Origin of the sequence: Actinomadura sp. 9N407 (genome assembly GCF_044326315.1) — a bacterium.
Lineage (GTDB): Bacteria > Actinomycetota > Actinomycetes > Streptosporangiales > Streptosporangiaceae > Spirillospora.
In genome coordinates this window covers 74,293-87,157 of the sequence record NZ_JBIRAW010000010.1, presented here as the reverse complement: position 1 = coordinate 87,157, position 12,865 = coordinate 74,293, and the positions used below count along the sequence as shown (strand labels likewise).

Here is a 12,865-nt window from a genome sequence, read left to right as displayed (position 1 = left end):
AATGCATGCGCATCAGATGCGTGCGCATGGTAAGATCCGCGCCATGGAGTTGGTGAGCCGGTGGAGGTCGCTGCTGACCTGCTACAACGAGATCGCGTGCCATCTCGATCGCGAGCTGCAGGCGGCCCATGGGATCAGCATGAGCGAGTTCGAGACCCTCGACCGGCTCGTGGAGACCGACTGCGAGAAGTGCCGCATGCAGGATCTCCTCGCGGACATGTACCTCAGCCAGAGCGCGCTGTCGCGTACGGTCGCCCGGCTGGAGAAGCTCGGCCTGGCCGAACGGGCGCTCTGCGAGGCCGACCGGCGCGGCGTGTTCGTCCGGATCACCGAGGCCGGCCGCGAGCGGCACGCCAAGGCGCGCGAGACGCACCTCGCCATCCTCGCCGAGCACCTGACGCCCGACTCGGCGGAAGTCCCCGACCTGGCGGAAGTCCCCGACCTGGCCGAAGCACGGAGGACGTGAACGACGGGGCCGCTGGCGGGCTCACGTCCTCCGCACGTATTTGGAGTCAGCCGGCGGCGAAGCCCGCCAGTTCGACCGAGATCCGCTCCGGCCCACCGCCGTTCTGAACGGTGGCGGCGGTCAGCACGTCGAGATGCTGGTAACCCGGCGCGACCACCTGCTTCACGCCTTCCTGCGGATCCGGCGGCGGCAGTACGCCGTCCCCGGCCAGTAGCAGGATCGTCGGACGCGCCCTGATCCCGCCGGTGTGCACGGCGTCCTCGTGCTCGCCGAACCAGATGTCGGTGACCATCCGGGTCGGGAAGTAGTCCTCGGTGAAGTCCAGCGGATGCTCCGACAGGCTCCGCGCCAACTGCCCGATATCGGTCACCTCGTCGGCCGCCGTCGTGAATGGCGTCCCGTCCTTGGACCGGTGAACGGGATCGTCGGCCGCTCCCACCCGGTCATAGTTGCGCCACCCGTACAGCGGCCCCTCCGGCTCGTCCGGAATCGCCTTCTTCCCCGTACCGACCAGCCGCTTGAACGGCTCCAGCAGGGGCAGCCCGGCCAGATCGTTCGGCAGCGGGAAGTCCTTGTCGACGATCTCGCCGCCGTCGAAGAAGCCCACGCTCGTCTGGATGAACCCCAGCGGCACCGAGTTGTCGTCCATCAGCCCGCCCAGCGCCGCGGCGTTGGTGAACCGGAAGTCCCGTACGGTCGGCGTCCCCCGGACGAACGTCGCGTAGTCCTTGGAGAACAGCATCCGGTACGTGGTGTCCTGGTTGAAGCCCGCCGGAATGTAGGAGGCCAGATCGGACTCGCCGTCCGGGTCGTTCCGCGCCGCCAGACCCGCGAGGGCCAGCAGGTTCATCGTCTCCGCGTTGATCACCGCCGGACCCGACAGCGTCCTCGGGATGATCCCCAACTCCAGCCCCAGCCGGATCAGGTCCGGGCTCGATCCCTCCTCCGGCAGCAGGTTGGACGGGACGACCCGTTCCAGCCCGACACCCGACGCCTGGATCCGGCTGTCGAGCGCGAAGTAACCCGAACACTGGTTGTAACCGGCGTCCGCCGTCGTCGAATGGTTCCCGTCGAAATCCCACACGGCGAAATAGCCGGTCAGCATCCCACCCAGGGAATGCCCGCCGCACAGCACCTTTTCCCTGCGTACGGCCGGATCGGGCAACTCCCTGAGCATCAACTCGTACTGGTCCCGGATGGTCCGTTCGAGCCCGACGTCCTGCAGGAACCGCACCTGCTCGTTGTTGAGATAACCGCCGAACGTCCGTCCCCCGACCGGCTTCCTTCGATAGTAGTAATCGACCGCCAGATGGACGTCCCCAGTGGCCAGGCCCGCCCGTACGCCCGTGTTGTCCTCAAGGCAGTTGGAACGGCGGTCCAAGGCCCACATCTCGACGTACCGGCCCTTCTTCGCGGCCTCGACGATCGTGTTGCGCGCCACCCCGTCAAAGGCCCCGGCCCCCTCCAGCACCCCGGGCTGCGCCACCAGGATCCGATCGGCCCGCGCCGCCTCCACCGGCCCGTTCCGATGCCGGAACCGCAGGTAGGACACCCAATCGCACTCCGGCGGATGACCGCTCCCCGGCAGCGGGAGCTTCAGCCGTACCACCGACTCCGCGACGTCCCTGATCGGCGAACCGCTCCCCACCGGCGTCTCCACCCGCGTCTCCCCGTACGCGGGAACCGCGAGACCCGAGACCGCGAGCAGAACCGCACACGGAACGACGAGCCACCTACGGCGAACCATGGCCGTCCTTCCACCTCGGAGAGCTTTACCGCGAAGTAAAACCAGGCCCGGCCTTTTCCGTAAACAACGCAGGCGACAAACTTCCGCCCCGCACACCACGCCGAAGCACACGTTCCCACCCACCATCGCCGCTCGACACGGCCTGCCTCGCACCTCAATGACCGCCTAGGCCATCTCAACCCGAAATGGTGAACGCTGTGCGATCCTGCCATCGGGTGAGGTGCCCTTCATCTGACGCAACGCGATCAGCACAGCGTTTTCGAGTGCGGTGGCGACCCCTTGAGAGGTACCTGAGTGGAGCGCGCAACACTCGCCGGCGTCCTCGGCGTGGCGGTACTGGCGGCCCTGGCCGTTTACTCGTCCGGATCCAAGGACGCGGCCGCTCCGCCACTGCGGGCCGGCTGGCAAAGGATCGACAGCCCCGAAGCCGGCCTGTCGATCGCCGTCCCCAAGGGATGGACCCAGATCGACCTCGAGCCGGGCCAGATCGCCGAATCCCTGCGGAAGACCAAGATCTCCGGCGTGGCGGCGGCGACCATCGAACGATCCGCGGCCGCGCTCGCGGGCAAGGACGCGCTCTACCTGGTCGACACGATGGGCACCTCCAGCGGCTACGTGGGCAACATCAGCGGCCTCTGCGCCCCGAACAACGGCGTGCCCGTCGATCAGATGAAGAACGCCGCCCATTCGGGCCTGGCCCGAATGGGCGCGAAGGAGATCCAGTCCAGCCGGCTGACGATCGGCGGAATGCCCGCGGTCAAGGCGAGCTACACGGCGAAGGCCGCGATCGCCGCACGCGCCGTCCAATTCCGGATCCTCACCCCCGACGACAAGATCTGCGGCGTCACCTTCGGAATGAGCCCAGGCAAGGAGATCAAGGACCTGGACGACATCGCCGACACGATCCGCCCGCTGCCCGAGAGGGCCGGATGAACGAGAGGCCGGCCTGAAGCCGCCCGTCACCCTCGGCGCGTACCGCTATTCGTCCGAGCGCACCTTCTGGAACGTGTCGGCCAGGACCGGCCCCAGGTGCTCGATCACCCCATACCCCGGCCGGCCTGGCCAGGGCAGATTCCACAGAAAGGAGGTACAGATGACCACATTCACATCGTTCCTTCGGGGCCGAAGAAATGCATCAGGACGGGGACGAGCAAGAAGCACAACCCGAAACCGATGAGGACTCCGCCGACCCAGCCGCCGCGCATCGAGGTGCCTTCGACATAGGCCACCGTGGGCTTCTTGGGGTCGTACAGGACTTTGACCTGGCTGCCCTCGCGCAGGCGCTGCCTCCCGATGTCGCCGGCCTTGGTCGTGATCTCGCGCCCGTCCTCGGTGACGAACTCGACGGTCGCCTCCCGGACGTTGGCCCCGTTCTCCACGACCGAGACGTCGAGCTTGGTGATCCGCCCAGAGACGCGCACCGCGCGGGCACGGAACAGCCTGGCCCTGATCAGCAGGACGATCCCGGCCAGGATCAGGCCGACTCCCCAGACCATCAAGAACGACCACTCGTCCACAAGACCTCCCGGCCGCCCGCAAGGCCCATCGACCGGCCCGCCCGCGGCAGGCTACAGGGACCCTGCGATCTCCGGCATGCCGAGATCTCCTCCTGAACTCGCCTGACGAGTCCTCAAGGGAGGACGACCTCGACCAACGACGACCCGCTGAGACGGTCGCGCTGAACGTCCTCCAACGACGTCTGGCGCTCAGGGGCCCACGGCGGATCGTTGCTGATGCAAGATGGAGGCCATGGGGTTGCTGGAGCATGTGGCACCGAATCTTGCTGATCTCCTTCGCCGTGATGCCATGTGGATGGCCTGGAACACCCTGCTGGCCTGGATTCCGGTCGCGCTGGCCTGGGGGCTGTTCCGGGGCGGTGGTACGGAGCGGCGGGTGTCGCGGTCGCCGCTGTGGTGGGCGGGGCTCGTGCTGTTCGTACTGTTCCTGCCCAACGCCCCGTACGTGGTGACCGACATCGTCCACATCCGCAACGACGTGCTCCTGTCGGACCGTGGCGGTCCCGTGATGACCGCCATCCTGCCTGTTTACGCCGCCTTCATCGCTTCGGGCTTCCTCGCCTATTACCTCGCGCTGGCGGGTGCCCGCCGCCATCTCATCCAGATCGGGCTGGGCGCGTGGCAGGGCCGGGTCACGATCGCGGCGCATGCCCTCTGCGCCCTCGGGGTCTTCCTGGGACGCTGGGCTCGGCTCAACAGCTGGGAACCGGTCGTCGACCCGCACGGCGCACTCGAACGAATCGTGGTCCACCTGACCTGGAGCCGGGCACCCATCCTGATCGTGGCCGTCTTCCTGGTCACCTGGCTGGGCCACTTCCTGGCGAAGGCGATCGCTGAAGCCACCCGGGACGCGGCCAGGAGCGCCGCGCGCCAACTGCAGACGGTCCGCGCCCGCTGAGAACCCGTCCTCGACCTTGGTCCGAGGAGGGAGGTGTTCGCTCGGGTCATGGCGACGTCACCTGAACGCCGCTGTCAGCAAGCCTGTAAGCCAAAGGGCCCCTCCCGGTTTGGGAGAGGCCCTTTGATGTGGAGCCGCCTAACGGAATCGAACCGTTGACCTATTCATTACGAGTGAATCGCTCTACCGACTGAGCTAAGGCGGCGCTCGCCGTACGAGTACGGCGGGCAGAAGTCTACCGCGTGTTCGCGGGTGGGTGTGCATCAGCGGCAGATGGTGCCGTCCTTGGGGGGCTTGGCGTTGACGAGGTAGTCGTCGGTGGCCTTGCTGATGCAGGGGTTGGCCTGAAGGTAGGCGGTGTGGCCGTCGCCTTCCAGGGTGAGCAGGACGCCCGCCTGCAGCTGGGAGGCCAGGCTCTGGGACCACTTGTACGGGGTGGCCGGGTCGCGGGTGGTGCCGATGACGAGGATGGGGGGCGAGCCATTGGCGGTGGTGGCCTTGGGCTGCTGCTCGGTCTGGACGGGCCAGTAGACGCAGGCGAGGCCGCCCCAGACGACGAACGGGCCGAAGCGGGGTGAGGTCTTCTTGCTCTGGTCCACGTACTTCTCGTACGCGGCGAGGTCGGCCGGGTTGGGCTTGTCGACGCAGTTGACGGCCATGTTGGCGGCGGCCTGGTTGCTGTAGGTGCCGTCCTTCTTGCGGTCGACCATCTGGTCGGCGAGCGTCATCAGGAGGGTGCCGTCGTTCTGCTGGGTGGCCTGGATGATGGCCTGGCGCAGGACCGGCCAGGTCTGCTTGGCGTAGAGGGCGGCGGCGATGCCCGTGGCGGCCCAGGATTCGGTGAGTTTGCGGCTGTCGAGGCGCTGGGGCAGCGGGGTCTTGTCGAGTTTGGCGAGCAGGGCCGAGATGTTGTCGAGGGCGGCGTTCTCGGACGTGCCCAGGGGGCAGCCGGCGCTCTTGACGCAGTCGGCCGCGAAGGCGCGGAACGCCGTTTCGAAGCCCTTGGCCTGTTCGACGAGGATCTGCGTGGAGGATTCCTTGGGGTCGACGGCCCCGTCCAGGACGAGCGCGCGGACGTTCTTGGGGAACTGCTCCGCGTAGAAGGCTCCGAGGTACGTGCCGTACGAGGCGCCGTAGTAGGTCATCTTGTCGTCGCCGACCGCGGCGCGCAGGACGTCCATGTCGCGGGCGGCGTTGAGGGTGCCGACGTACGGAAGGAGGGCGGCGGACTTGGTCTGGCAGGCCTTGGCGAACTTCTCGCTCTGGGCCGCCAGGGCGTCGATCTCCTTCCGGTCGTCGGGTGAGGAGTCGGTGGCGAAGTACGTGTCGAGCTGGCCACCGTTCAGGCACTGTACGGGTTCGCTGCCGGCCACGCCGCGGGGATCGAACCCGACGAGGTCGAACCGTTCGCGCAGGTCCTTGCCGAAGCTGGTGGCGGCCTGGCGGAGGAAGTCGACGCCGGAGCCGCCGGGGCCGCCGGGGTTGGTGAACAGCGAGCCGATGCGCTTGGACTTGTTCTCCGCGGGACGGCGGATGAGCGAGAGGCTGACCTTCCCGCCGGCCGGCCTGGCGTAGTCGAGCGGAACGTCGGCCTTGGCGCACTGGAAGCCGCCGCCGCAGTCGGACCAGGCCAGGCGCTGCTTGTAGAAGACGTCCAGGCCCGCCGGCGTTCCGGCCGGGGGCGTCCCGGGCGTGCTGGTGGCCTCTTCGGGGCGTTCAGCGGCCTCGCTGCATCCCATCGTGGCCAGCGTCAGCGCCATGGTCACGCCGATCAGCCTCGTTGCGCGCACCTGGTCGTCCCGTCTGTCGTCCCGGCAGGAAGGTCCACGCTATGTCTCCTGAGGATCCGAGGGCCAGCGGCGCTCCGGCCACCGCCCGCATTCGCGTTCGATGCCGTCCGGGAGCCGGCTTGGCCCGGCCCCCGGCGGCCCGCGAATCGGATCTTGACATGCCGGCGGACGATCATTACATTCCGGGACATGCGTTACTTCCTGTGATGGCCACACGGCCGCGTTGAGCTCTGGCTCCGCCGTCGTGCCCGTCCGCGCACCCCCACCCTCATGGCCGCCATCCGCGGCCGCCTGTCTGCCGTGCGCGGGCCTCTCCGTTCGTTCCGTCCACGTTCGGCCCATTCACGTTCGGCCCATCTACGTTCGACAGGGCCGGGAACAGGAGGACGCTCTTATGCGTACCGCCCAATTGACCCTTACCGACATCACCAAGCGCTACGACGACCATGTCGTTCTCGACCACGTCTCCCTGACCGTGGGGCCGGGAGAGAAGGTCGGTGTCATCGGCGACAACGGTTCCGGCAAGTCCACGCTCCTGAAGATCATCGCGGGACGGATCGCGCCGGACAACGGGGAGGTGACGGTGGTGGCGCCCGGTGGGGTGGGATATCTGGCCCAGACACTCGATCTCCCCCCGGCCGCGACCGTTCGCGATGCCATCGATCTCGCGCTGGCCGAGGTACGCGACCTCGAGTCGCGGCTGAGGAAGGCCGAGGCCGAGCTTTCCGAGGAGACCCTGGAGGCGTACGGCGACCTGCTCGCACGGTACGAGGCGCGCGACGGTTACGGCGCCGACTCCCGGGTGGACATCGCGCTGCACGGGCTCGGACTGCCCGGCCTGGACCGCGAGCGGACGCTCGGCACGCTGTCGGGCGGGGAGCGATCGCGGCTGGCACTGGCGGCGACGCTGGCCTCCGCGCCGGAGTTGCTGCTGCTCGACGAGCCGACGAACGACCTGGACGACCAGGCCGTGGCGTGGCTGGAACAGCACCTGCGCGCCCACCGCGGCACCGTGGTCGCGATCACCCATGACCGGGTGTTCCTCGAACGGATCACCTCGACGATCCTCGATGTGGGTGCGGGCACGGTCGGTGCGGGCACGGTCGAGCGCTACGGCAACGGCTATGACGGCTACCTGGCCGCCAAGGCCGCGGCCCGCCGCCGGCGGCTGCGCGAGTACGAGGACTGGCGGGCCGACCTGGCGCGCAACCGGAAGCTCGTGGAGACCAACGTCGTACGGCTGGAGGCCATCCCGCGCAAACTGCCGCTGGCCGTCTTCGCGGCCGGTCCGTTCCGCGCGCGAGGACGGGGGCACGGCGCGATGAGCCGGATCCGCAACGCCAAGGAACGGGTGGACCGCATGACGAGCAACCCTGTGGCGCCGCCGCCGGATCCGTTGCGTTTCACCGCGCGGATCGCCGCCGAGACCGGCGAGGCCACCGGGCTGCCCGCCGAACTCGACGGCGTACGGGTGGACGAGCGGCTCCACCTGCCGGAACTGCGCGTCCAGGCCGGGGAACGGTTGCTGGTCACCGGCCCGAACGGCGCCGGCAAGACCACACTCATGCGCGTCCTCGCCGGTGAACTACAGCCGGACGCCGGGACCGTACGCGTGTCCGGCCGGGTCGGATACCTGCGCCAAGAGGAGACGGCCTGGGGGCCAGGGCTAACGGTGCTCCAGGCGTTCGCGGAGGGACGTCCGGGTGCGGCGGAGGCGTATGCCGACGAGTTGCTCTCGCTCGGCCTGTTCCGTCCGGCAGACCTGCGGTTGCGCATCGGTGAGCTGTCGTACGGCCAGCGGCGCAGGATCGAGCTGGCGCGGCTGGTCAGCGATCCCGTGGACCTGCTGCTACTGGACGAGCCGACCAACCACCTGTCCCCGGCGCTCGTGGAGGAACTGGAGGAGGCACTGGCCGGGTACGGAGGCGCGGTGGTGGTGGTCACCCATGATCGCCGGTTGCGGTCCCGTTTCACCGGCTCGCGCCTGGAGTTGCGGGACGGCCGGGTCGCCGACCTCATCGCGGCCTGATCGGTCCGCGAATCCGGATGAGGGAACGGGCCGGCGTTGTTGCCCGGACATGGGCTCTACACAACCGCGCGTCGAGCAGGGCGCCAAGAGGGTTCGGGCATACCTGGGCGGGCGGCTGGTCGCCGACACCACGCGGCCGTCGCTCGTCTGGGAGATCCCGTACTACCCGACGTACTACATTCCGGTCTCCGACGTACGAGCGGAGCTGACCGACGAGCGTTCCGACGGGGACGCCACCACGTACACGGTCACGGTCGACGGGGCACGGGCGGAGGGTGCCGCGCGGCGCCGCGCCGACCTGCCCGAGCTGGTACGGATCGACTGGGACGCGATGGACGCCTGGTTCGAGGAGGACGAGGAGGTGTTCGTCCATCCGCGCGATCCGCACACCCGGGTCGATGTGCTCGCCTCGTCCCGGCATGTACGGGTCGAGGTGGACGGGGTGACGGTGGCGGAGTCGAGCAGTCCCCGGATGCTGTTCGAGACGGGGCTGCCCGTGCGTTACTACCTGCCGAAGACGCACGTGCGGATGGACCTGCTGGAGCCGACGGACACGGTCACGCGCTGCCCGTACAAGGGGGACGCGCAGTACTGGTCGGTGCTGGGCCACGAGGACCTGGCCTGGTCGTACGCGACGCCGCTCCCGGAGAGCCGGAACGTGGCGGGGCTGGTGTGCTTCTACGACGAGAAGGTCGAGGTGTTCGTCGACGGCGTCCGCCGCGAGACCTGACGGGTCGCGAGACCTGACAAACGGCGGCACACGCTTTATCAACGGGCATTACACCGCGCGATGTTACATCGTGCGATGGTGTGATGCCCGTCGCTTTCGCCCGGGAGCCCTTCCCTCTGGACCTACGCAACCGTAGGTTACGGAAGAGTAAGTTACCGCGCCCCGGGGGAGGCCCGTTTTGAGCACTCCGATGCGACAGCGGCTGTCCGGCGCCGTGCGCCGGCTGACCACACCGCTGCTGCCCGAGGACTACCTCGCACTGATCAACCCGCTCTGGTCCGGTGCCGATCCGCGCGGCCGGATCGAGGCCGTACGGCACGAGGCGCCCGGCGTGGCGTCCCTGCTGATCAGGCCCGGAACGGCCTGGACCGGGCACCGTCCCGGGCAGTGGCTCAAGATCGGCGTGGACCTGGACGGCGTCCGGCACTGGCGGACGTTCTCGCTGTCCTCGCCGCCCCGTTCCGACGGCCGGCTGACGATCACGGTCAAGGCCGGCGGCCGGGTGTCCCGGCATCTGGTGCACGCGATCACGCCCGGAACGATCATCCGGATCGCGCCCGCGGACGGGGATTTCGTCCTGCCCGACCGCGTTCCGGACCGGATCCTGTTCCTGACGGCGGGCAGCGGGATCACGCCCGTGATGGCGATGCTGCGCCATCTGGACGGCACGATGCCCGGTGCGCTGCCCGGCGTGATGCTGATCCATTCGGCCCGTACACCCGACGAGGTGATCTTCGGGGCCGAGCTGCGCGAACTGGCGCGGGTTTCCGGCCTGCGGCTGTACGAGCGGCACACTGCCGACGAGGGGCGGCTCAAGCCCGCCGAGCTGGACGACCTCTGCCCCGACTGGGCCGAACGCGAGACCTGGGCCTGCGGGCCGGCGGGGATGCTGGAGGAGATCTCCGCGCACTGGGCCGAGGCCGCGCGTCCACTGCACATCGAACGTTTCCAGCCCGATCTGAAGGGCACCGGCGACGCGGAGGGCGGGCGCGTCACGTTCACCGTCAGCGGTGTCGAGACCGACGCCGCCGGAGGGACGCCGCTGCTGGAAGCCGGCGAGAGCGCCGGCGCGCTGCTGCCCAGCGGCTGCCGGATGGGCATCTGCTACAGCTGCGTCGGCCGGTTGCACGCGGGCCAGGTCCGTGACCTGCGCACCGGCGAGGTGCACGGCGAGGAGGGCCACCTGATCCAGACCTGCGTCTCGGCCGCCGCCGGACCCGTACGGATCGAGCTGTGAAGGAGGGGAGCACGACATGACCGACATCTCGCATCTCACCCGGGCCGACTACGAATCGATCGCCCGCGAACTGGACGCCCTCCGCGAGGAGATCGTCGCCGACCGGGGCGAGACCGACGCCGCGTACATCCACCGGGTCATCCGCTGGCAGCGCGGGCTGGAGATCGGCGGCCGCGCCCTGCTGATGGCGTCCTCGCTGCCGCCCGCCTGGATCGCCGGGACGACCACGCTGGCCGTGGCCAAGATCCTGGAGAACATGGAGATCGGGCACAACGTCATGCACGGCCAGTGGGACTGGATGCGCGATCCCAAGATCCACTCCACCAGCTGGGAATGGGACAACGTCTCGCCCGCCGAGCAGTGGAAGCACTCGCACAACTTCGTGCACCACACGTTCACCAACATCCTCGGCATGGACAACGACGTCGGCTACGGCGTCCTGCGGGTCGCCCCCGAACAGGAGTGGCATCCGGCCAACCTGCCGCAGCCGGTCTACAACCTGCTGCTGGCGATGTTCTTCGAGTACGGCGTCGCGGTGCACGACCTGGAGCTGGACAAGATCCGGGAGGGCACGAACGACCCGGAGGAGACCAAGGCCAAGCTGCGCGCGATCGGACGCAAGATCCGCCGGCAGTGGGGCAAGGACTATCTGGCGTTCCCGCTGCTGAGCGGTCCCCAGTTCGCCAGCACGCTGGCCGCCAACTTCACCGCCAACGTGGCCCGCAACGTCTGGGCCCACATGATCATCTTCTGCGGGCACTTCCCCGGCGACGTCGAGGTGTTCGAGGAGGAACGGCTCGACGGCGAGACCAAGGGCGAATGGTACGTCCGGCAGCTGCTGGGCTCGGTCAACATCAGCGGCGGCCGGCTGCTGCACCTGATGAGCGGCAACCTCAGCCACCAGATCGAGCACCACCTCTTCCCCGACCTGCCCAGCAACCGCTACGCCGAGATCGCGCCCCGGATCCGCGAGCTGTGCGAGAAGTACGACCTGCCGTACCACACCGGCCCCCTGGCCAAGCAGGTCGGCAGCACCTGGAAGAAGATCGTCCGCTACGCGTTCCCCGGCCCCCGCGGCATCGTGGCCAAGCCCCGGCCTCGCGCCGACCGGCCCGTGCCCGACCAGCCCGTGCCCGCCGGAACGACCGCCTGAACGACCGCCCGGGTCCGCCGCGCCGGAACCCGGGCGGTTTCCGGAGGCCGGGCGGTTTCACGGACTGCGTGTTTTCAGGGGCCGCGCGGTTTCGGGGGCGCGCGGTTTCGGGGGGATTGCGTGCCGTCGTCCCAGCTCACGGGACGGCGGCACGTCACGTACAGCAGCGCCGCACCCTTCCTTTGGTCACAATGGGCATCACCCGCCTGTCCTCAGGAGAGTGCATTGCCCGACACCGCTCCCATGCCTCCCGCACGTCCCGCGCCTCCGGCTCCCGAGAACGCGGCCTCCTGGTCCGAGTTCACCGGCGCACTCCGCGCGCTGTACGAATGGTGCGGGACGCCGAAGTACCGGGCCCTGTGCGGACGCACCCCTGGCCTGTCTCCCGCCGCCGTGTCCAATCTCATCGGCCGCAACCCGCTGACCAGACCACCGGAAACGGCCACGGCCCGGTTCGCCGAGGCCTGCCTGCGCTACCGCGACTGGCCGGACACCGAAGGCGAACTCGTCCGCTGGACAGAGCAGTGGAAGCGCCTGGACCAGTCCCCCGAGACCGCGCCGGTCCCCGCGGCCGAGCCGGCAACAGGCGCTGAAGCAACGGCCCCTGACGATGTGGCGGACGCCGCCGTGCGCGAGTCCGGCTCTGGGGCGGCGAGCGCCCCCGAAGGGGATACCGCTCCTGAAGAAGGACCCGCTAGGCGCGGGGCTGCGAGCGGGACAGCGCGAGACGTGATCGCGGCGCCGGTGGGCTCCGGCTTGTGTGACGGGGAAAAGGACGGGGCGGAACGGGACACTGCTGGGAGGCGGGCGGTGCACGGCCGCAGGTACGCGGTCATCGGGGTCGTGGTCGTCGCGGCGGCGCTGTCGGCGGGGATCGTCGCGTTCGTGGCCGCACCGCCGAAGACCCGCTCGAATCCGGCGACGAGCTGCCAGTACCTTCGGGGCACCATCGACGACACCCGGACCAAGCGCACCTGGGCGCATCTGTACCAGTGCCCTAACCAGCCCGGTACGGACGTCTACCTGGAGGCCGCATCGGGCACCAAGGTCGCCGTGCTGGACACCGACCCCAGCTGGTTCATCTGCTGGGTACGCGGCGAGCGGCACCAGGGCGGGAACGACGTCTGGTACTACACGCAGGGTGACCGGGCCACCGGGCGGCCCGAGCTGAACGGGTGGGGGTACGTGCCCGCGTCGGCGCTTCATGTCGCCCGTCACCCGGACCCGGCGGTCACCAAGCAGTGCCCGACCTAGGCCTCTGACCTGGACTTTCCCTGTTCTGAACAGAGCGGAAACGG

Annotated in this window: 11 protein-coding genes and 1 tRNA gene; 8 read left to right on the top strand and 4 right to left on the bottom strand. The window is 69.0% G+C overall.

Annotation, left to right across the window (positions count from 1 at the left end; genetic code table 11):
- Positions 1–43 precede the first annotated feature (43 nt).
- Positions 44–466 carry a MarR family winged helix-turn-helix transcriptional regulator gene (locus ACH34Q_RS17835; protein WP_395984072.1) on the top strand — a complete coding sequence of 141 codons (423 nt, stop codon included), beginning with the start codon at positions 44–46 and terminating at the stop codon, positions 464–466.
- 46 nt (positions 467–512) lie between these two features.
- On the opposite strand, the gene ACH34Q_RS17830 is transcribed toward ACH34Q_RS17835, so the two are convergent.
- Positions 513–2,126, bottom strand: a complete 1,614-nt coding sequence (locus ACH34Q_RS17830; protein ID WP_395984071.1) for a hypothetical protein — start codon at positions 2,124–2,126, stop codon at positions 513–515.
- A 381-nt stretch (positions 2,127–2,507) separates the two neighbouring features.
- On the opposite strand from ACH34Q_RS17830, the gene ACH34Q_RS17825 reads away from it, so the two are divergent.
- The gene (locus ACH34Q_RS17825; RefSeq protein ID WP_395984070.1) at positions 2,508–3,146 is read left to right on the top strand and encodes a hypothetical protein; all 639 of its coding nucleotides are present in this window, start codon (positions 2,508–2,510) and stop codon (positions 3,144–3,146) included.
- A gap of 170 nt (positions 3,147–3,316) precedes the next feature.
- Here the strand turns inward: ACH34Q_RS17825 and ACH34Q_RS17820 are convergent, their stop codons facing one another.
- On the bottom strand, positions 3,317–3,730 hold the full coding sequence (locus ACH34Q_RS17820; RefSeq protein WP_395984069.1) for a DUF3592 domain-containing protein: 414 nt from the start codon (positions 3,728–3,730) through the stop codon (positions 3,317–3,319).
- A gap of 232 nt (positions 3,731–3,962) precedes the next feature.
- Here ACH34Q_RS17820 and ACH34Q_RS17815 point away from each other — a divergent pair, with 232 nt between their 5' ends.
- Positions 3,963–4,628, top strand: a complete 666-nt coding sequence (locus ACH34Q_RS17815; protein ID WP_395984068.1) for a DUF1361 domain-containing protein — start codon at positions 3,963–3,965, stop codon at positions 4,626–4,628.
- A gap of 129 nt (positions 4,629–4,757) precedes the next feature.
- On the opposite strand, the gene ACH34Q_RS17810 is transcribed toward ACH34Q_RS17815, so the two are convergent.
- Positions 4,758–4,833 (bottom strand) — tRNA-Thr (locus ACH34Q_RS17810).
- A 58-nt stretch (positions 4,834–4,891) separates the two neighbouring features.
- Positions 4,892–6,418 carry an alpha/beta hydrolase gene (locus ACH34Q_RS17805; protein ID WP_395984067.1) on the bottom strand — a complete coding sequence of 509 codons (1,527 nt, stop codon included), beginning with the start codon at positions 6,416–6,418 and terminating at the stop codon, positions 4,892–4,894.
- Between the two features lie 394 nt (positions 6,419–6,812).
- Here ACH34Q_RS17805 and ACH34Q_RS17800 point away from each other — a divergent pair, with 394 nt between their 5' ends.
- From ACH34Q_RS17800 to ACH34Q_RS17780, 5 genes are all read left to right on the top strand, one after another.
- Positions 6,813–8,447 carry a TlrC/CarA/OleB/SrmB family ABC-F type ribosomal protection protein gene (locus ACH34Q_RS17800; protein WP_395984066.1) on the top strand — a complete coding sequence of 545 codons (1,635 nt, stop codon included), beginning with the start codon at positions 6,813–6,815 and terminating at the stop codon, positions 8,445–8,447.
- A gap of 49 nt (positions 8,448–8,496) precedes the next feature.
- A complete protein-coding gene (locus ACH34Q_RS17795; protein ID WP_395984065.1) occupies positions 8,497–9,177 on the top strand; it encodes a DUF427 domain-containing protein in 681 nt (226 codons plus the stop codon).
- A gap of 178 nt (positions 9,178–9,355) precedes the next feature.
- Positions 9,356–10,414, top strand: coding sequence for a ferredoxin reductase (locus tag ACH34Q_RS17790; protein ID WP_395984064.1), 1,059 nt, complete (start codon positions 9,356–9,358; stop codon positions 10,412–10,414).
- Positions 10,415–10,430: 16 nt separating this feature from the next.
- A complete protein-coding gene (locus tag ACH34Q_RS17785; protein ID WP_395984063.1) occupies positions 10,431–11,567 on the top strand; it encodes a fatty acid desaturase family protein in 1,137 nt (378 codons plus the stop codon).
- 243 nt (positions 11,568–11,810) lie between these two features.
- On the top strand, positions 11,811–12,821 hold the full coding sequence (locus ACH34Q_RS17780; RefSeq protein WP_395984062.1) for a hypothetical protein: 1,011 nt from the start codon (positions 11,811–11,813) through the stop codon (positions 12,819–12,821).
- Positions 12,822–12,865 lie beyond the last annotated feature (44 nt).

Excerpts from the sequence above, each read along its gene's own strand:
- ACH34Q_RS17835 (WP_395984072.1), top strand. The coding sequence starts at position 44 with ATGGAGTTGGTGAGCCGGTGGAGGTCGCTGCTGACCTGCTACAACGAG.
- ACH34Q_RS17815 (WP_395984068.1), top strand. The coding sequence starts at position 3,963 with ATGGGGTTGCTGGAGCATGTGGCACCGAATCTTGCTGATCTCCTTCGC.
- ACH34Q_RS17800 (WP_395984066.1), top strand. The coding sequence starts at position 6,813 with ATGCGTACCGCCCAATTGACCCTTACCGACATCACCAAGCGCTACGAC.
- ACH34Q_RS17795 (WP_395984065.1), top strand. The coding sequence starts at position 8,497 with ATGGGCTCTACACAACCGCGCGTCGAGCAGGGCGCCAAGAGGGTTCGG.
- ACH34Q_RS17785 (WP_395984063.1), top strand. The coding sequence starts at position 10,431 with ATGACCGACATCTCGCATCTCACCCGGGCCGACTACGAATCGATCGCC.
- ACH34Q_RS17780 (WP_395984062.1), top strand. The coding sequence starts at position 11,811 with ATGCCTCCCGCACGTCCCGCGCCTCCGGCTCCCGAGAACGCGGCCTCC.